We start from the raw sequence: 19,246 nt of genomic DNA, 5'->3' as shown, positions 1-19,246 counted from the left end.
GAAAAATGCTCGCGTCCACTATACAGTTCTCACACAACACGCACAACCACCCACACCACACCACCCACACAGCAGCACAGCACAGACAGCCACACACAGGAAACACACGAATGCATGCCCCAGACACCCAACAGCGCACCAAGCACACACAATTTTTGATCATGACAACCCACACCACCACGGCGCGGGGCTGGCCTCCACCCGATTACAACACCACCAGTAAAACACTCGTTTACTCAAGCAGCGAAAAACAAGCCTGCAACCACAGGCCCATAAAAATAAAACTCCATAGAAAGGAGGTGATCCAGCCGCACCTTCCGGTACGGCTACCTTGTTACGACTTCGTCCCAATCACCGATCCCACCTTCGACAGCTCCCCCCACAAGGGTTAGGCCACTGGCTTCGGGTGTTACCGACTTTCATGACGTGACGGGCGGTGTGTACAAGGCCCGGGAACGTATTCACCGCAGCGTTGCTGATCTGCGATTACTAGCGACTCCGACTTCATGGGGTCGAGTTGCAGACCCCAATCCGAACTGAGGCCGGCTTTCAGCGATTAGCTCACCCTCACAGGCTCGCAACGCGTTGTACCGACCATTGTAGCATGTGTGAAGCCCTGGACATAAGGGGCATGATGATTTGACGTCATCCCCACCTTCCTCCGAGTTAACCCCGGCAGTCTCTCATGAGTCCCCACCATCACGTGCTGGCAACATAAGACAAGGGTTGCGCTCGTTGCGGGACTTAACCCAACATCTCACGACACGAGCTGACGACAACCATGCACCACCTGTACACCAACCACAAGGGAGGACGTATCTCTACGCCTATCTGATGTATGTCAAGCCCAGGTAAGGTTCTTCGCGTTGCATCGAATTAATCCACATGCTCCGCCGCTTGTGCGGGCCCCCGTCAATTCCTTTGAGTTTTAGCCTTGCGGCCGTACTCCCCAGGCGGGGCGCTTAATGCGTTAGCTACGGCACAGAAGTCGTGGAAGACCCCTACACCTAGCGCCCACCGTTTACAGCATGGACTACCAGGGTATCTAATCCTGTTCGCTACCCATGCTTTCGCTCCTCAGCGTCAGTTACTGCCCAGAGACCTGCCTTCGCCATCGGTGTTCCTCCTGATATCTGCGCATTTCACCGCTACACCAGGAATTCCAGTCTCCCCTACAGCACTCAAGTTATGCCCGTATCGCCTGCACGCCCGAAGTTAAGCCCCGGGATTTCACAGACGACGCGACAAACCACCTACGAGCTCTTTACGCCCAGTAATTCCGGACAACGCTCGCACCCTACGTATTACCGCGGCTGCTGGCACGTAGTTAGCCGGTGCTTCTTATACAGGTACCGTCACATAACGCTTCGTCCCTGTCGAAAGAGGTTTACAACCCGAAGGCCGTCATCCCCCACGCGGCGTCGCTGCATCAGGCTTGCGCCCATTGTGCAATATTCCCCACTGCTGCCTCCCGTAGGAGTCTGGGCCGTATCTCAGTCCCAATGTGGCCGTACACCCTCTCAGGCCGGCTACCCGTCGACGCCTTGGTAGGCCATTACCCCACCAACAAGCTGATAGGCCGCGAGCTCATCCCACACCGCAAAAGCTTTCCACCACACACACTAAAGCATGGTGAATATTCAGTATTAGACCCAGTTTCCCAGGCTTATCCCAAAGTGCAGGGCAGATCACCCACGTGTTACTCACCCGTTCGCCACTCGAGTACCCCGCAAGCAGGGCCTTTCCGTTCGACTTGCATGTGTTAAGCACGCCGCCAGCGTTCATCCTGAGCCAGGATCAAACTCTCCATAAAAGAACGATCACAATAATCAGAACTCAAGAAAAGCCCAACTACCTGACAAAAACAAACAACCAGCAAAAAAAATTCACTAAATTGTCCAAAAAAACGTGATGACAAACAGATCCGACGAGGAAAAACCCGCCACCACAAAAAAATTGAGTACTAATGCTTACACAGACCACTCCTGGCCTGCCGGCACCAACACACAACCAAAAACAAAAAAAGTACTTGGCACACTATTGAGTTCTCAAACAACACACGCACACCCCAAAAAAATTAACCAAAAATTAACTTTCCCGAAGCGACTCGTTTCAAGCTACCGCCCAAAACAAACTTTGTCAACCACCACCCTGCAACACAAGGCGTCTCGCTGACCCAGATAAAACTACGCAAACACAACCAACAACACAAATCCCCAGGTCAAACGCTATGTTTTAGTAGTAGCAAGCTAACTTACCGCGCGGCGTTTCGATCACGTCGATGTCCGTGCCAAAGATCTCGGAGAGCACATCGGATTGCATGATGTCATCCGCTGACCCGAACTTCACAACCTCCCCGTGTTTGACGGCACAGATGAAGTCTGAATAGCGCGCGGCGAAGTTGATGTCGTGCAAGACCACCACGATGGTGCGGTGGAATTCATCGGCAGCGCGCCGCAAGTGGCGCATCATCTGCGCGGAATGGGCCATGTCGAGGTTGTTCAGCGGCTCGTCGAGAAGCACGTAATCGGTTTCCTGGGCGAGTACCATCGCCACGTAGGCACGTTGGCGTTGTCCTCCAGAGAGCTCGTCGAGGTAGCGGTCTTGGAGCTCGCCAAGGTCAAGGAAGTCGATGTAGCGCGAGATGATGGCTTCATCGTCGCGGGTGAGGCGTCCCCCACTGTGTGGGAAGCGACCGAAGCCCACCAGCTGGCGCACTGTGAGTCGGGTGATGAAGTGATTTTCTTGGCGCAGGATCGACACGATCCGGGCAAGGTCCTTGGATTTTGTGGTCGTGACGTCGTAGCCAGCGATCTCGATTGTCCCTTCGTCAACGCCAAGGAGTCGACCAATCATCGTCAAAAGGGTGGATTTGCCTGCGCCGTTAGGCCCTACCAGGGCGGTGACGCCGCCTGCGGGAATCGTGAGCGAGACGGGTCCGATGGTGACCTCACTGGTGTAGGCCTTGCGGACATCGGAAAGCGAAATCATAGTCGCCCTTTCTTCATCAGTACGAGCAGGAACACCGAACCGCCAACGAGCTCGATGATGATGGAAACCACGCCTTGCGCGTAGAAGATGTGAGTCATCGTGAAGTAAGCAGCCGTGAGCACCGCGAAGGCGATCAAGCTGGCCAGTGGCAGGACGTATCGGTGGTCGTAAGTGTCCGCGCATTGATATGCCAGTGTTGCTACCAGGAAACCTAGGAAGGTCATCGGCCCCACCAGCGCCGTGGAGGTAGAGATAAGCACCGAGACCAGCACCAGGAAGAAGATAGTGTTTGCGCGGTAGTTGAGCCCTAGGTTGGTTGCTACGTCGGGCCCCAAGGCCACGATGTTGAGCGCCCGGCTTCGCAGCAAAAGAAGCAGCACGGTGACCCCCACCAGGATCAGCGCCGGCACGATGAGGTCTTTATTCGCATTGTTGACCGAGCCAAACATTTTAGCCGCTAGCAGGTCAAATTCGCTTGGGGAAAGTAGGCGACGCATGAACGTCGATAAGCTTGCCATGCCTCCGCCCAAGATAATTCCGACCAGCAACATGACCTGCATGTTTGCGTTCCTGCCAGTGAGTAACCAACCGTACAGGACGAGGGAAAAGCCCACCATGAGCGCCACCTGCATGAGAAACTGCGGCCTGCCTGTGAAGTTCAGCAGTCCGGTGACCCCGAAGAAGTAGACGGTGGAGGTTTGAATCACCATGTAGAGCGCTTCAAATCCCATGATTGACGGCGTGATGATCCGGTTATTCGTCACCGTTTGGAATGTCACCGTGGCGCACGCCTGGGCAATTGCCACAATTGCCATCACAATAACCGCCGTGGCTCGTCGTTCAGCGATCAGCCAAAAACCCGGCGAGTCCATGGGCAGCGGGTTCTTCCAGGCCAATAGACCGAATGCGCTCACCGCGGCAATCACAATGAGGACCGTAAAAATCAGCCAAAACCGCCGGTGCTTTTCTTGAGAGCCAAAGCTTGTCGACGCCCGCCGCTGCGCCATCGCCTTCACCCCGCTACCCACGGCGCTGTTGCTTCACAACGAGGAAGATGAACACAGCGGCGCCGACCACACCGAGTACCAGAGACACCGGAACTTCGAAGGGCATGATGAGGACGCGGCCGACGATGTCGCACAACGTGATCAGGCCGATTCCCAAGAGACAAACCCACGGAAGGTTGGAGCGAAGGTCGTCGCCACGCAGCATGCTGACCAGGTTGGGCACGATGAGGCCAAGGAACGGCAGGTTACCGACCACCACGGTAACCACACCTGCCGCGATTGCGACCAGCATTGTGCCGATCAAGATGATCTGGTTGTAGTTGACGCCGATATTGGTGGCGATGTCTTGGCCTAGGCCGGCGGCTGTGAGGCGATCTGCCAGCACAAACACGGCAACCACTACCAGGGCGACGAGCCACAGCACCTCATATTGTCCCTTGAGAACTGCTGTGAAACTTCCGGCGAACCACGAGCTGAGCGACTGCAACATGTTGAACTTCAGCGCAATAAACGTCGAGATGGAGCTCACGACCGCGCCCAGCATGATGCCGACGATCGGCACGATAAGCGAGGATCGTAGCGCCACTTTGCGCAAGAAGGCGAAGAACACCATTGTCCCCACAAAGGCAAAGGTGATCGCACCGATCATGCGGGGCATGAGTCCAGCACCTGGGAATGCAAGCAGGACAAAGAGCAGGCCGAGCCCAGCCCATTCAGTGGTGCCGGTGGTGGTGGGTTCTACGAAGCGGTTTTGGGTGAGCAACTGCATCACCAGGCCACACATCGCCATCGCTGCCCCGGCTAGTACCAGGGCGATGGTGCGGGGTACGCGCGTGATTGCGAAGATGCGCGCCCCATCAGGGTTACTAAAGATGTCGTAGACTCCTACGAACAAGCTGGTGGTCACCAATACCAAGACAGCCAGGACACCGAGCAGCAGTTTCCAATCGAAAGTCTTGCTGCGGGTTCGTCGCGGGCGGTCCTGGGTTTCTCCAGGGGCGGTGGTTGGCGACAAAGTTGCAGTCGTCATAGTGTTCCTCGTGTTCGTAGGGGTTAGTATGTTTTAGCCTCGGGTCCCTGCCACAGCGGTGTAGGTCAGCAACCACCAAAACGACCAACCTGCATTTACGCAGGTCAGTCGTCTAGGAAGGCCGAGATTTACTTCTTGAACGCCTGAGCAAGTTCCTTCAGGAACTCGGTGTAGGTCTGGATGCCGTCGTTGGTGTAGGTGTCAGCTGGCATGTACAACACATGGCCTTCCTGCACAGCCTTGACGTTCTTCAACGCTTCGGATTCCTTGATGACGGTTTCCGCCGGCTTGAATTCCGGCTTCGTGCGTGCCGAGGTGCCAGCATCGCGGTCCATCACCAGGATCCAGTCCGGATTGGAATCAGCGATCGCTTCCACGGAAATCTCGTCGCCCTTGTGATTGTCGGAGGCATCCTTGACTTCGAGGGCTGGGGTCAGGCCAAGCATGTCGTAGATCGGTCCGAGGACGCGGCCCTTGCTTGGTGCAATGTAGCCGATCTTGCCGCCGGAAACGTTGACTGCGAGCACTTTGTCGCCTGGCTTGTAAGCAGCTTTCGCCTCCTTGATTGCCTGATCAAATTCACCATTGAGCTGTTCGGCTTCCTTTTCCTTGCCGAAAATCAAGCCCAGATTAGTGGTGAATCGTTTGAGGTAGGCGTCGAGGGGCTCATTGTCTTTCGGGTCGGAGTCAACGACGGTCGCATTCGGCGCGAGCTTCTTCATCTCATCGTAGAACTTCGTGAAACGCTGACCGTTGACTACAACGTCCGGATTGGCAGCCACCACAGCCTCCAGGTTTGGCTCGGTGTGCATGCCGAGGTCGACGACCTTGTCATCCGTCCGGTACGACACAGTTTCCGGGATGATCGGCTTCGGTGCAGCTTTCAGTTCCACGCCCCATGCCGATAGCGTCTCGAATGCTCGGTTGTCGGTGACCACTGCGGACTTCACTGGCGTTTTGACGGTGACTTCGCCACGCTTGTCCTGAATTTTCACCTCGCTGGTGGCCGCGCTTGTCGACGCCTTGTCGGCTGAGTTATCTGCAGTGGTCTGGGAGCTACACCCCACCAGGCCAACAGTAAGAGCGACAGCTGTGGCTGCGGAAAGCACGCGGAAACGCTGGAATTTCATTGCTATGAAGCACCTTTACAAAGTCGGGCTGCGAACCTAATGTCAACATTGAGTCCACAACGATCGGCTACGCCTGACCCCCGCAATGCAGGTTAGTCAAACCTAAGTAAAGTTAGGGTAACATAACGAGGCTCGATTTTGGCAAGCGTTTTGTAGCGAAATTAATGTCTCGGGTGCCCCCACTTCTCAGACTGAGGTGTTGGAAAGGCGCGCGTCGCTAAGCAGCCTAGGCAAAGAACAAATCCCTGCTCGCCGGCTGGCAAGCAGGGACTGGTATGCAGACAGACCTAGATGAATCCCTGGGTTCGTAGATAGTTAAGCAGCGGTGGCACCATTGCCAACAGCCCGCCCCCTATCGCCACGAGCCAGGCGATGACTCTGCCCCACTTGTATCCACTTTGATTGTGGTCGAGTTCGAGTGTAGGTGCCGGGCTTGTCGTGGAGGTAGTTACCTGCGGGAGGACAGTCACCGTCGTGGTCACGGTTGTCGCTGCCGTGACGGTGGTAGGCACTGTCGTTGTTGTAGTGAGGACCGTCGGTTCAGCCACCGTCGCATTTACCGTAGTAGGGACCGTTATGGTCGTCGATTCCGTGACCGTAGAGCGTTCCGTAGACGTAGTAGGCACCGTGATTGTCATGGTAACAGTGGTGGGCTCGGTATGCGTTGCTGTAACGGTTGTTGGCTGAGTGACCGTCGTTGGCTCGGTAACCCTGGAGGGCTCGGCGACCGTCGTCGTCACGGTGACCGTCGTTGGCTCGGTCACCGTCGTTGGCTCGGTGATAGTCACCGGCTCCTGCGTTTCGGTCTCATATATCGTCGAAATCACGGTCTCCTGCTGCGTCGTCGTCTCCGTAGTAGTTGCAGTAACCGTCGTGGTGCTTACCGTTGGCGTCGGCGAAACAATTGCGTTCTTTGTGCCGTAGAGCCTAATCTCCGCCGCAGAGGCGTTCGTACCGCTAGGACCAGTATGTTCTCCAGAGACGTGAATCTTGAGGCAGTCGACTTGGCGTGCAGCTTCCTGGTCGAGAGAAATACCCGAGAAGTATCTCCGCTCATACGCCAATTCTCCGCTAGCGACGGATGCCCAACCGCCAATGTCAGCGCATGAAGCATTGGCGCCACGTTGTCCCACAAAGACTTCGTAGTTCTTGAACGCCCCGTTCTTCTGATCGCGCTGTGGTGGCAGGTAGCCGATCTTCGTCAGGTCATGTTCGTCGGCCAGCGACACCACAATATCGTGATTGTTGTTGAGCTCAGCAGGCTTGTTTTGCCATTGTGAATGCCAGAAGGTGGCTGGATTGTCATCAAACGCCAATCCGATTGGGTTCCCGTCGTTCGAATTGGCCCACACTGCCACCAGGTGATCGCGCGGTACTCGTGTGTCGTCAACTACGGACACCTGCACTGCCTTGGCGGCTACCGCACCGTCATCTCCGACGTAACGCAATGAGATGTGATAGGTCCCTTCGATCGCGGACTCGGGAATATTCAGCTGGATTTCTCCGTCCTCCCCACTCACGTGCACCGGGTCTGCGGTCCATCCGGCGGGCAACCCGACAGCGGTCAATTCACCCGCCACCGTTCCCGTCGTGGAGGCGATTTTTGCTGGGATAGTGACTGATTCGCCGGCCGCTGAGCCCTCAACGTCCGAAGCCGTCATGCTTGCACAGGATTGCTCCAACCATCCAAGACCAAAGCTTCGGTAGAAGATGCCGCTTTCCTTACTATCCCCGAGTCCGTCCTCGGTGAGCATCCCGATTCGACCGTCGTTTTGCACCGTGATCGTGGCATACCCGGTTGATCCTTCATTGAAAACTTTGGAGATCGGCCAGGTGCTACCCCCATCGCATGACATCCAGATTGTCCCCTTCTTACGGTTGTAAGACTGGAAGATCTGCGCGTTGGCAAACAGCAGAATACTCGAGCGTGGGTCTTCTGGAGTCGCTTGCGGAAACGCCCGAATCGGCTGGCCATTCGTCATCGCGTCGACAATGTCGGTCGCAAGCCACGGCTTAGACCAGGTAGCGCCGCCGTCGAAAGATTCCGCTTGCCAGCGCGAACGATTGGCCCCGGTGCGCTCGCGAGAGTTAAGCAGCAGCGAACCGTCAGCCCTTTCGACGACTTTGTTCTCGTCCATCTCAGTGCCCACGGGTTGTCCTGCATGCCAGGTTGCGCCATGGTCATCGGAGTAGAGGGAGAAGGCTTCTTGAGCAGTCGAACCTTCCTTGGCCTGCGTGAACTGTTGTACGAGGCGTCCAGCGTGTTTTCCGTTGCGGATCTGGATGCCTTGTCCAGAAGCTGCGAACCGCCACCGTACTTTTGGATCAGGCGTGACTGTCTTGGTAATTGTTTCGCTCTCCCAGGATTTACCATCGTCCTTCGAACGCGAGACTTCCACCTGGATCACGAACCGGTCCTCATGATCGTTGCCCACGTGTGCTTCCTGAATACCTGCCTGATAGGACAAGACGTGGAAGTTGAAGATCTCGCCGGTCACCCAGTCCACCACATAGGAAGGATCCGAACAGCCGTTGATCTTGGTCCAATCCCCCACCGGGTTTCCTTGGCAGACGTAGCCATCCTTTTCCCAGGTAGTTCCATTGTCTTTCGACCGATACTGGGCGATGGAATTCGGGTTCGGGGCATCTCCACCGTCTTTCCACTTGCTCTGCAAATCTCGGTACCAGTCTTGCCCGTTCCAGCCGGTTGTTGACCCTAGATTCGGGTCGTTGGCACTGATGGGACGTTCATCGAATGCGGCGATCAGGTCACCCCCGGGTGTCGCCGTAATCGCGGGGATACGATAGTTGACCACTCCGGGGATCTTCTCCACCAGTGCGGTCGGATCCGACATTTCTTGCAACGCCGGATTTACCGAGGGCTGATCACCACTTTCTTGTGCAGCCGCATACACGGGCGCCGCAATGCTCGCGGCGGCCACGCTCAGGGATGCCAGAACACTCCCGAGCTTCTTCCTTCCAGGAAAATGCACCATGTGACATCAAACTCCTAACTAGGTGACGAGTTATTCAAAGCATAATCACCACATCAGACGTCTGATGTCACTTTCAAGAAAATATATCCAGGAACACAAAAGAGGCCCCGGACATGAACTGGCCCCCGAAAGTTGGACTGGTTTAATTCTAGGCGGTTTGGGTTTCAAGGGTCTGGTTCCGATAGTGCATCGGAGTCAGGCCCTTAAGTCGTTGTTGGATGCGTTCGTGGTTGTACCAGTAGATGTAGTCATCGAGTGCGTGGTAGAACTCGTCCAGGCTGGTAAATGTTTCACCGTGGTACATCTCTGTCTTGAGGTGCCCGAAGAAGTTCTCCATCACCGCGTTGTCGTAGCAGTTACCTTTCCTTGACATTGACTGCACACCACCAATGCTGTCAATGAGGTCGCGCCAGCTGGAATGCTGGTACTGGAACCCTTGATCCGTATGCACCAGTAAACCTTTTCCTGGTGATTCTTGTGCGATGGCATCACGCAAAGACTGTGACGTCAATGCGGTATTCGGTGAGGTAGACACGCTATACGACACGATCGCCCGATCATATAGGTCCATGATCGGCGACAAGTAAACCTTGGTGCCAGCGACCCGAAACTCCGTGACATCACTTACCCACACCGTATTTGGTGTATCCGGTGTGAAGCATCGATCCAGCACGTTCTTGGCGATGTGGCTGACAGTGCCTTTGTACGAGTTGTACTTCTTTTTCACCCTGACCTTGGATTTCAGCCCTAACTCATCCATAAGCTTGTAGACCAGCTTGTGGTTAACCGCCCACCCTTGCCGTTGGAGTTGAGCATGCACCCGCCGGTAACCATAACGACGGTTCATCCGCTGAAAGATGTCACGGATTGCCTGCTTAAGCTGGGCATGCTTATCAGCTGCAGTGAGGCGTTGTTGGTGATAGTAAAACGTCGACCGGGCAAGACCTGCCGCAGCAAGCAGATCATCCAGCCGGTGGTCTGACTTGAGGATGACGATAGCCTCGACTTTTAACCTCGTCGCTGGTTCCTCAAGTCCCGCAATTTTTTTAGGTATGCGTTTTCCGCCCGCAGTTTCTCTACCTCGCGGCGCAGCCGATCCTCCTCGGTCACTGTCTTCGTAGGTGAACTGCCCTTGGGTCGTCCTTTTGGCTTCGGTCGCAAGGCTTCGTCACCACCTGCACGCCAGGCACGGACCCAACTCGAGACAAGCTGGTCGGAGGACAACCCGAACTCGCGGGCAAGATCCATCTTCGACTCACCAGCAATGAAGCGATCGACGACTTCCTTCTTCACCTCGAAGGAAAACTGCTGCTTGGTTGGTTTTTCCACAAGACACAGCTTGCCATGAAGCTTGAACCGGCGTTCAAGCTTTCGCACCGGATCACGAGCGACACCAAGCCGGCGTGCCGCTGCTTTATAACCCAAGCCTTGTTCAAACAAGTCAACGAGCTGCTCTCGCTGCAGCTTGCTCAGAGAACTTCGTGCCCTCAAAGAAATACTCCCCACTAGTTAGAAACTGATTTCTCAGTCCAACTAATGGGGAGCAGTTCAACATCGTCCGAGACCTCTTCAACTGCCGAATTACTTGGCGAAGAACTCCGCCGCAGATTCGAAGAGCTTCATGTCGTATTCGCCGGGCACGTTCTTGTACGTGGAGGCAGAAATGCGTTCGGAGTGCCCCATCTTGCCGAGGACGCGACCATCTTCAGACATGATGCCCTCCAGCGCGAAGAGCGCGCCGTTCGGGTTCGCCTCAATGCCCATAGATGGTTTTCCGGCTGCGTCCACATATTGTGTAACGGCAGCACTCTTCAAGCGCTCCCACTGGGACTCCCCAGCTGTGATGCGGCCTTCGCCGTGCGAGATTGGCACGGCAAACACATCGCCTACGTTGATCTTCGACAGCCACGGCGAATTGTTGTTCACCACCCGCACCCGCGAGATCCGGGATTGGTGCCGGCCAATCCGGTTGAATGTCAACGTCGGTGTTTCGGCACCCGGTGCGGAAATCTGGCCGAATGGCACGAGGCCGAGCTTGATCAGCGCCTGGAAGCCGTTGCAGATACCGAGAATCAGGCCACCGCGGTCGTCGAGAAGCCCCTGCACCCCTGCGGTAAGGGCTGGGTTGCGCAGGAAGGAGGTGATGAACTTTGCCGATCCGTCCGGCTCGTCGCCACCCGAAAAACCACCTGGCAGGAACAGCATTTGGGAGCGGTCGAGGGCGGCGGACATCCGGTCGACCGACTCGGCGATGTCTTCTGGTGTGCGGTTGCGGACCACGAAGATCTCCGGCTCGATCCCGGCGCGCTGGAGGGCGCGGGCGGAATCGTATTCGCAGTTGGTACCTGGGAAAACCGGGATCAGGGCCTTAGGAGTCGCGCCACCGAAGGTTGGAGTCAGCGCTGGCTGCGCAGCCTTATCGACGCCCTCCAGCTCCGTCGTACCGGCCTGTTCAATGAAGTTCGGGTAGATCGGCTCGAGGGTGCCGACGTATGCTGCTTCAGCCTCCTCGAAGGTCACCGTTTCCCCACGGTAGGTGAAGCCACCTTCGGCGGTGGCGCCCAGCAGCTCGCCAGCTTCTGGTTCGCCTGCCCATTCGAGAACGAAGGCACCGTAGGCGTAATCGTAGAGCGAGGCGTCGTCTTCGAAGCTGAAGCCGATGGCCTCACCCATGCCCATCTTGAGCACGGCTTCTGCCACGCCACCGAAACCTGGGGTGTAGGCGGAGATCACCTTGCCGGAGCGCAGCAGCTCCGTGACGGTCCGGAAGTTTGCGAGCAGCGACTCTGGGGTGGGTAAGCCTGCGAGTGCGGTGTCAGTTTCAGGTCCCAGCTCAGGAGTCAGCACGGTGACCTTGTTGCCTGCAGCCTTGAAGTGGTTTGGCACCATGTTGCGGGCGTCGTCGTGGCTGACGGCGACAGAAACGACCGTCGGCGGTACGTGGATCTCCTCGAAGGTGCCGGACATGGAGTCCTTGCCACCGATGGCGGCGACACCCAGGCCAAGCTGGGCTTTGATCGTGCCGAGTAGAGCGGCCGCTGGCTTGCCCCAGGCTTCGGCGGAGGACATGCGCTCGAAGTACTCCTGGAAGGACAGGTAGGTTTCGTCAAAGGAAGCACCCGTCGCGATCAGCTTGGCTACCGACTCGACCACCGCGAGGTACGCGCCGTGGTACGGGCTGGCCTCGGTGATGTATGGGTTGTAGCCCCAAGACATGACGGAGCAGTTGGTGGTCTCCCCCAGCACCGGCAGGGTGTTGGCCATCGCCTGGATTGGGGTGGCCTGGCGAGAACCGCCAAATGGCATGAGGACGGTGCCGGCGCCGACGGTAGAGTCGAAACGCTCAGAAAGCCCCTGCTTGGAGGCAACATTCAGGTCGGAAGCCATACCGAGGAAGGACTGCTTGAAGTCCGCGGAGCGAGCCCAATCGCGGGCAGCGCCACGCCAGTCTCCGGCAGAGCTGACCTCTGCGCGGGCGTGCTTCTTGGCGCCATTCGTGTTCAGGAAATCGCGGGAAAGGTCGACGATGGTGGTGCCTCGCCAGTGCATGCGCATCCGGCCGGAATCAGTTACTTCCGCGATGATCACGGCACCCAAGTTTTCCTCGTTGGCCAGCTCGATCAACTTATCGGCGTCCTTGGCTTCCACGACGATCGCCATGCGTTCCTGGGACTCGGACAGCGCCAGTTCGGTGCCGTCCAAGCCCTCGTACTTCTTTGGCACCTCATCCAGGTTGATCTCCAGGGAATCAGCGAGCTCGCCGACTGCCACGGACACGCCACCAGCGCCGAAGTCGTTACAACGCTTGATGAGCTTCGTGAACTCAGGGTTGCGGAACAGGCGCTGCAGCTTGCGTTCCTCAGGCGCGTTGCCCTTTTGGACCTCGGCGCCCGCGGTGGATAGCGACTCCACGGTGTGCTTCTTCGAGGAACCGGTTGCACCACCAATACCGTCGCGGCCGGTAGCACCACCGACGAACACCACGAGATCGCCCGCGGCTGGCGCTTCCCGACGCACATTTGCCGCCGGAGCACCCGCCACAACAGCACCCATTTCAAAGTGCTTGGCTACATAACCTGGGTGGTACAGCTCGTCGACAATGCCGGTGGCCAGGCCGATCTGGTTGCCGTAGGAGGAGTTGCCCGCAGCAGCGACCTGCGCGATGGTTTTCTGCGGTAGCTTGCCCGCACGAGTCGTGGTTTCCAGCGGGTTGCCAGATCCGGAGATGCGCATCGCCCCGTAGACATAGCCACGTCCGGAAAGTGGGTCTCGGATCGCACCGCCGACGCAGGTGGCAGCGCCACCGAATGGCTCGATTTCGGTTGGATGGTTGTGCGTTTCGTTCTTAAACAGCAGCAACCATGGCTCTTGCTTGCCGTCGACTGTGATGTTGACGTGCACGGTGCAGGCGTTGATCTCTTCGGAAACGTCCAAGGCGTCCAGCTTGCCGGTGGCGCGCAGCACCTTCGCTGCGATGGTTCCCATGTCCATGAGGGTCACTGGCTTGGTGCGGTTGATGGACTCACGAGCCGCCAAGTAGTCCTGGTAGGCAGCTTCGGCGGCTGGTTCGTGGAAAGTGATCTCGTCCAGCACTGTCTCGAAGGTGGTGTGGCGGCAGTGATCGGACCAGTACGTATCGATGACCTTCAGCTCGGTGATCGTCGGATCGCGATCCTCGGAGGCAAAGTAGTCGCGGATCAGCATCGCGTCATCGGCATCCATTGCGAGGCCGTGACCCGCCACGAAGGCGGGCAGGTCGGCGTCGGAAAGCGCGGTGAAGCCGGTGAGCTTCTCGACATCCGCAGGCTGATTGACAGTCATGGTCAGCGTCTCCGGAAGCTCGAGATTCGCCTCTCGCGCTTCAACAGGGTTGATCAGGCCCTTGCGCATCGCCTCTGGGATTTCGCCCTCGACAGCGTAAAGCACGGCGGTGCGGACTACCGGTCGTTCCTTTTCAAAGAGGAACTGGATGCACTGAGCAGCGGAGTCGGCACGTTGATCGAATTGGCCTGGCAATGGTTCGACAGCCAGAACATTGCCGGTGATGCCGGCTTCTTCGAGGGACGAGTACGTGTTATCCACCTGAGGCTCGGAAAGTACGAGTTGGACCGCCTTTGCGAACTCTTCGTTGCTGGTGCCCTCAACGTCGTAGCGATTGAGCACGCGTACAGTGACGCCATACTCCTTCGACAGGGCCGCTGCGTGCCCACCCTCGCGATTTTCCACGTACACACGCTGAACCATCGTGCCTCCTTCTAGGATATTTGTCCCCACCAGAGTATTGGTTCGGGGTGCTCGATGACAATTCTAGAGGGCTGTTGCGAGCGGGTCAGCGGACAATTGCAACCATAATACCTTTAGGATAGATGGGATAGAGCATTCTCGATTTGCAGCGAACCCGCCCACAATTCCCGATCATTGCAAAATGCGCCAGTATGCGAGGACTGTGGCGAGCGAATCACCTCTGATCTCATCGATTTCAACGGCGAGAATTGGCACAATTCATGTTTCGAAGTGAGCGGATGCCCTGATTATTGTTGCGGCATGATCTACGAAGAAGGCGAAAGCTACTGCACAAGTTGTGGCGAACCCCTTTAAGTCATTGATTCAACAATTTGAACATAACCCCTCAACCTGAATACAATGTATTCAGCCGATGGAGAAGGAGGTTACCCAATGGCAACGATGACGGTCCGAATGAGTCCTGAAGACGCCGAGTTGGTGCGAAAGTTCGCCGCTTTTGAAGGCATGACTATTTCCGATTTTGCCCGCAGCGCGATAATGGAAAAGATCGAAGAGGCCTACGACCTCGAGGCATTGCGCCACGCTATCGCAACAGACGATGGCGAACGCTACAGCATTGACGAAATCTTAGACGAATTGTAATTAGCCGATGAGCGACCGTATGTATCGAGTCCAACTCACTGGTGGAGCGCGAAAACAGCTCCACAAAATGGACCGATTCGACGCAAAGATTCTCGCAAATTGGATAAAGAACAATCTCGATGGCTGCGCAGATCCGCGGGCGTTCGGCAAGGCACTCACCGGCAATCGATCTGGTGAATGGCGATACCGAGTGGGCACCTATCGGATCTTGGCCGTGATTCACGACGACATCATCACCATCAAAGTATTTTCCATTGGCCATCGCAGATCAATCTACAACTAGCCCACAACACAAGGCCCCCAACCTGTTTTACCAGGTCAGGGGCTTATTTTGTGGAGCCGCCGGGAATTGAACCCGGGTCCTACGTCACCTCGCCAGGGCTTCTCCGTGCGCAGTTCGCGCATCATCTCTGCTCGGCTCTCCGGCTCGGTCGAACACGTCCGGATGATGAGCCCAGTTGCCAGTAAACGTCCCCATCCGCCCTGCCAACGCAGCGGATGAGCAAGCCTCTTAGTCGGTGCCGGCTACCAGGTCAGAGGCAAACCTGGGCCGACAGACACGCTAGTCGCTGTTTAGGCAGCGAGAGCGTAGTCGCGCTGAGTATTCTCGGCGCTTATCATTTTGCTACGACGCTTACGGTGGTCTCTAGCCTGCACCGGCACGCTTCCCCTGGCTCAATAAACGCAGTCGAAACCAAAATCGACCCCATTTTCTCACCCGCAGCGGGAATTGCGATCAGCTGCAAATGAGTACCTTAGACTAGCACGCAACGAGGACCGCAAGCAAGGGCGTGATCAAGCGTGAATGCCCTTGACGCGACGGCCCAGCTCACGAGTGATTTCACGTTCTTCGGTGCGCTTCTTAATCGCCTGACGTTTGTCGTAATCCTGCTTACCGGCAGCCAGACCAAGCTCGACTTTGAGGCGGCCTTCCTTGAAGTACAGCGACAGCGGGACCAGCGTCTTGTTGCCGTCGCGAACCTTGCCCATCAGCGAATCGATCTCGCGGCGATGCAACAGCAGCTTCCGATTGCGACGCGGCGTGTGGTTCGTCCAGTGCCCCATCGAGTATTCGGGGATGTAGAGGGCGCGCAGCCAGACTTCGCCGTCGTCGATGGTGGCGAAGGCGTCGACAAGCGATGCCTTGCCTTCCCGCAACGACTTGATCTCGGTGCCCACGAGCACGATTCCGGCTTCATGGGTCTCCAAGATGTGGTAATCATGGCGAGCCTTGCGGTTCGTTGCCACCACATTGCTTGCCGACGTCTTTTTCTTCTTGGCCATAACGCCTTTAGCCTACATGGACACTACTTCCGGACATACATCCGTAGCGTGACTTGAGCGGTAATCGCCGCGAAAATCAGGCCAATGACGGCCACGACCGGGGCAATAACCCAAATGTCGTTGTTGGTCACGGGCGCGATGAGCTGCTTCGAATAGATACCCGCCAGGGCCTTGTCGATCACAAACTGCTTGCCCAAGAACAGTCCAGCAACAGCACCCACCGCGCCGATTGCCGTAGCTATGATGGCCTCCAGCACGAATGGCGCCTGGGTGAACCAGCGGGAGGCGCCGACCATGCGCATGATGGAGATTTCGTCGCGACGCGAGAACGCCGCAATCTGCACCATGTTGGCGATCAGGAAGATGGCCGCGATCGCCTGGATCGCTGCAACGAGGAAGGTGGCGTTTCTGATCGCATCGAGGTTGTCGGTCGCTCCCCTAAGATCATCGACCTGGTCGGCGACCTCGACCACCTGCGGCAAGCCACGGATAGGGTCCAGTGGTGAGGCATCCAGCGGGTCCTTCAGCCGCACGTGAAACGCTGCCGGGAGGGCATCGGGCGAAGTCTCCTTGACCAACTGCGGATCAGTGTGTTCGAAGATTTCCACGAAGCGCTGATAGGACTGCTCACGGTTGCGGAAGGTGATCGATTCCACCCCGTTCGCGCTTTCCAGCTTGGTGCGGACTTCCTTACATGCACTGCTGGTGCAGTCGGGGTCCTTGGCGGAGATGTCCTCATCCAGCTGGATCATGACTTCCACCCGGTCCAAGTAGATTTCCTTGGTCCGTTCGGTCATGCCGGTGACCAGGAATCCGGTGGCGAGCAGCGCCAGCGAGATGGCAGTGGTGATGATCAGCGCGATCGTCATGGTCAAGTTCTTGCCAAGGCCGGCGAAGGCCTCGCGGAAAACAAATCCCAGTCGCATGATTAGCGCCCCTCTCCATAAACGCCGTGCGCGTCATCGCGGACCAACTTGCCCATGTGTAGTTCGATCACACGTCGACGCATGTTGTTCACCGCCTGCGCGTTGTGCGTGGACATCACGACGGTGGTGCCGAGCTTGTTAATACGATTGAGCAGCACCATGATGTCTTGCGCCGTGTCCGGGTCCAGGTTTCCGGTTGGTTCGTCGGCAAGTAGCACCAGCGGTCGGTTCACGAAGGCGCGGGCAATGGCGACGCGCTGCTGCTCACCGCCGGACAGCTCGTTAGGCATGCGGTTCGCTTTAGCGTCCAGGCCAACCATTTCCAGGGTTTCCATGACTTGCTTTTCGATCTGCGCTTTTGGCTTCCCAATCACTTCGAGTGCGAAAGCCACGTTTTCGTAGACATTCTTCTTCTGCAACAGGCGGAAGTCTTGGAAGACGTAGCCGATTTTCTGCCGCAGCTTATTCACCTGTCCGCCACGCAACTTGTTCACGTGAAAGTCAGCGACGTGAATATCGCCCGTGGTCGGGGTCTCCTCGCGCAGCATGAGCTGCAAGAAGGTGGACTTGCCCGATCCGGACGGGCCGATGAGGAAGACAAATTCTCCCTTTTCAATATCAACGGAGATATTGTCAAGCGCCGGCCGTGTCGAGGTCTTGTAGGACTTTGTTACTCGGTCGAAGGTGATCACCCAAGTAACAGTAGTTGACTTTTACCCCAAACGAAACTCTAGTTTCGCCATGCGGACTAACTTTCGCGGACTATTCCGCCGCTCCTTGCTGCGCCATCCGCCAACGAATCCCGGCCTCCAAGAACCCGTCGATTTCGCCATCGAGTACCTTAGACGGATCATTGACCTCGTAATTCATCCGCAGGTCTTTGACCATCTGGTACGGGTGCAGCACGTAGGAACGCATCTGGTTGCCCCACGACGCATTACCACCGGCACCCAGCGCGTCCATTTCCGCGCGTTCCTCCTGCCGCTTGCGTTCCAGCAGCTTCGCCTGCAGCACCCGCATTGCCGACGCCCGGTTCTGGATCTGCGACTTCTCATTCTGACAGGTCACCACAATGCCCGTCGGGATGTGCGTAATACGCACCGCAGAGTCGGTAGTGTTCACCGACTGGCCACCCGGGCCAGAGGAACGATAGACGTCGACGCGGATTTCAGAGTCCGGCACGTCGATCGAGTCGGTCTGCTCGACGACCGGAAGCACCTCGACTTCAGCGAATGAAGTCTGGCGACGCCCCTGATTATCAAATGGCGAGATGCGAACCAAGCGGTGCGCCCCCTGTTCGACCGACAACGTGCCGTACATGTACTCGCCGTGTACTACGAAGGTTGCGGACTTGATGCCTGCTTCTTCGGCGTAGGAAATGTCGTAAATATCGACTTTGTGGTCGTTCTTTTCCGCCCAGCGAACGTACATGCGCATGAGCATTTCGGCCCAGTCAGCAGCATCAACTCCGCCAGCACCGGAGCGAATATTGATGACGGCCTCGCGAGCATCGTACTCACCGGATAGCATCGTCTTCACTTCGAGCGAAGCAATCTCGGCACGAAGCTCCGCCAATTCTTCGTCGGCAAGCTCCGTGCCCTCGCCCTCCTCTTCGGCAAGGTCGTACATGATCGGCAGGTCGTCGAGACGCTGGCGCAGATCGGTGACCTTGCGCAGGGACGCCTGAACCGCGGACAGCGACGACGTGACCTGCTGTGCATTGTCTGGATCGTCCCACAGCGAAGGGTCCGAGGCCTTTGCCTCAAGCTCGCGCACCCGGTCCGACATCTCAGCTGGATCCATCACCTTTTCGATGCTGGTCAGGGTCGCGTCGAGGGTCGAAATTTCAGCAGATATGTCCGGTCGCATAAGCACTCAGTTTACTGCAGCCCTGCCTGGCTTCCCACGTCCGCCCGACATTCGGCCTGTTTACACCGCGTGCTGGCCGAGTCACTATCTGGTGTGCACTTTGGTTAGCTGGGGCGCCAGATGTGCT

At 57.0% G+C, this 19,246-nt stretch carries 12 protein-coding genes, 1 rRNA gene, 1 other RNA gene and 1 pseudogene; 2 read left to right on the top strand and 13 right to left on the bottom strand.

Annotated elements, in window-relative coordinates; translation table 11 throughout:
• Positions 1-292: 292 nt before the first annotated feature.
• The 8 genes and pseudogenes from CEPID_RS03430 to CEPID_RS03390 form a co-directional block, all read right to left on the bottom strand.
• Positions 293-1,813 (bottom strand): 16S ribosomal RNA (locus CEPID_RS03430).
• Positions 1,814-2,235: 422 nt separating this feature from the next.
• Positions 2,236-2,991: an iron ABC transporter ATP-binding protein gene (locus CEPID_RS03425; RefSeq protein ID WP_047239769.1), complete on the bottom strand. Its 756-nt coding sequence runs from the start codon at positions 2,989-2,991 to the stop codon at positions 2,236-2,238.
• A complete protein-coding gene (locus CEPID_RS03420; protein ID WP_047239768.1) occupies positions 2,988-3,998 on the bottom strand; it encodes an iron chelate uptake ABC transporter family permease subunit in 1,011 nt (336 codons plus the stop codon). The genes CEPID_RS03425 and CEPID_RS03420 overlap by 4 nt, the downstream gene beginning before the upstream one ends.
• A 13-nt stretch (positions 3,999-4,011) precedes the next feature.
• Positions 4,012-5,028: an ABC transporter permease gene (locus CEPID_RS03415; RefSeq protein ID WP_047239767.1), complete on the bottom strand. Its 1,017-nt coding sequence runs from the start codon at positions 5,026-5,028 to the stop codon at positions 4,012-4,014.
• A gap of 128 nt (positions 5,029-5,156) precedes the next feature.
• Complete coding sequence (locus CEPID_RS03410; protein WP_047239766.1) at positions 5,157-6,158, bottom strand: siderophore ABC transporter substrate-binding protein; 1,002 nt, start codon at positions 6,156-6,158, stop codon at positions 5,157-5,159.
• A 287-nt stretch (positions 6,159-6,445) separates the two neighbouring features.
• On the bottom strand, positions 6,446-9,154 hold the full coding sequence (locus CEPID_RS12410; RefSeq protein WP_083984361.1) for an exo-alpha-sialidase: 2,709 nt from the start codon (positions 9,152-9,154) through the stop codon (positions 6,446-6,448).
• A 148-nt stretch (positions 9,155-9,302) separates the two neighbouring features.
• A pseudogene (locus CEPID_RS12850) lies at positions 9,303-10,536 on the bottom strand (IS3 family transposase); the annotation flags it as partial.
• A gap of 199 nt (positions 10,537-10,735) precedes the next feature.
• Positions 10,736-14,398: a phosphoribosylformylglycinamidine synthase gene (locus tag CEPID_RS03390; RefSeq protein ID WP_047239765.1), complete on the bottom strand. Its 3,663-nt coding sequence runs from the start codon at positions 14,396-14,398 to the stop codon at positions 10,736-10,738.
• A 432-nt stretch (positions 14,399-14,830) separates the two neighbouring features.
• Between CEPID_RS03390 and relB the strand changes: the two genes are divergently transcribed.
• Complete coding sequence (gene relB, locus CEPID_RS03385) at positions 14,831-15,040, top strand: type II toxin-antitoxin system RelB family antitoxin (protein WP_047239764.1); 210 nt, start codon at positions 14,831-14,833, stop codon at positions 15,038-15,040.
• 7 nt (positions 15,041-15,047) lie between these two features.
• Positions 15,048-15,323, top strand: a complete 276-nt coding sequence (locus CEPID_RS03380; RefSeq protein WP_083984360.1) for a type II toxin-antitoxin system RelE family toxin — start codon at positions 15,048-15,050, stop codon at positions 15,321-15,323.
• A gap of 48 nt (positions 15,324-15,371) precedes the next feature.
• Here CEPID_RS03380 and ssrA read toward each other — a convergent pair.
• The 5 genes from ssrA to prfB all read right to left on the bottom strand — a co-directional run bounded on the left by ssrA (position 15,372) and on the right by prfB (position 19,119).
• Positions 15,372-15,748, bottom strand: a transfer-messenger RNA (tmRNA) gene (gene ssrA, locus CEPID_RS12625).
• Positions 15,749-15,835: 87 nt separating this feature from the next.
• A complete protein-coding gene (gene smpB / locus CEPID_RS03375) occupies positions 15,836-16,324 on the bottom strand; it encodes an SsrA-binding protein SmpB (RefSeq protein WP_047239762.1) in 489 nt (162 codons plus the stop codon).
• A gap of 23 nt (positions 16,325-16,347) precedes the next feature.
• Positions 16,348-17,250, bottom strand: a complete 903-nt coding sequence (gene ftsX, locus CEPID_RS03370) for a permease-like cell division protein FtsX (protein WP_047239761.1) — start codon at positions 17,248-17,250, stop codon at positions 16,348-16,350.
• A gap of 2 nt (positions 17,251-17,252) precedes the next feature.
• Positions 17,253-17,942, bottom strand: a complete 690-nt coding sequence (ftsE, locus tag CEPID_RS03365) for a cell division ATP-binding protein FtsE (protein ID WP_047239760.1) — start codon at positions 17,940-17,942, stop codon at positions 17,253-17,255.
• 70 nt (positions 17,943-18,012) lie between these two features.
• Positions 18,013-19,119: a peptide chain release factor 2 gene (prfB, locus tag CEPID_RS03360; protein ID WP_047239759.1), complete on the bottom strand. Its 1,107-nt coding sequence runs from the start codon at positions 19,117-19,119 to the stop codon at positions 18,013-18,015.
• Between the last annotated feature and the right edge of the window lie 127 nt (positions 19,120-19,246).

The sequence above is a fragment of the Corynebacterium epidermidicanis genome, from assembly GCF_001021025.1.
Classification (GTDB): Bacteria; Actinomycetota; Actinomycetes; order Mycobacteriales; family Mycobacteriaceae; genus Corynebacterium; species Corynebacterium epidermidicanis.
This window is presented reverse-complemented; position numbering and strand designations above follow the sequence as displayed.

Bases quoted from the DNA above. Each gene is read 5' to 3' on its own strand.
- CEPID_RS03410 (WP_047239766.1), bottom strand. From the start codon at position 6,158: ATGAAATTCCAGCGTTTCCGCGTGCTTTCCGCAGCCACAGCTGTCGCT.
- CEPID_RS12410 (WP_083984361.1), bottom strand. From the start codon at position 9,154: ATGGTGCATTTTCCTGGAAGGAAGAAGCTCGGGAGTGTTCTGGCATCC.
- CEPID_RS03415 (WP_047239767.1), bottom strand. From the start codon at position 5,028: ATGACGACTGCAACTTTGTCGCCAACCACCGCCCCTGGAGAAACCCAG.
- CEPID_RS03420 (WP_047239768.1), bottom strand. From the start codon at position 3,998: ATGGCGCAGCGGCGGGCGTCGACAAGCTTTGGCTCTCAAGAAAAGCAC.
- CEPID_RS03425 (WP_047239769.1), bottom strand. From the start codon at position 2,991: ATGATTTCGCTTTCCGATGTCCGCAAGGCCTACACCAGTGAGGTCACC.
- prfB (WP_047239759.1), bottom strand. From the start codon at position 19,119: ATGCGACCGGACATATCTGCTGAAATTTCGACCCTCGACGCGACCCTG.
- relB (WP_047239764.1), top strand. From the start codon at position 14,831: ATGGCAACGATGACGGTCCGAATGAGTCCTGAAGACGCCGAGTTGGTG.
- ftsX (WP_047239761.1), bottom strand. From the start codon at position 17,250: ATGCGACTGGGATTTGTTTTCCGCGAGGCCTTCGCCGGCCTTGGCAAG.
- smpB (WP_047239762.1), bottom strand. From the start codon at position 16,324: ATGGCCAAGAAGAAAAAGACGTCGGCAAGCAATGTGGTGGCAACGAAC.
- CEPID_RS03390 (WP_047239765.1), bottom strand. From the start codon at position 14,398: ATGGTTCAGCGTGTGTACGTGGAAAATCGCGAGGGTGGGCACGCAGCG.
- CEPID_RS03380 (WP_083984360.1), top strand. From the start codon at position 15,048: ATGAGCGACCGTATGTATCGAGTCCAACTCACTGGTGGAGCGCGAAAA.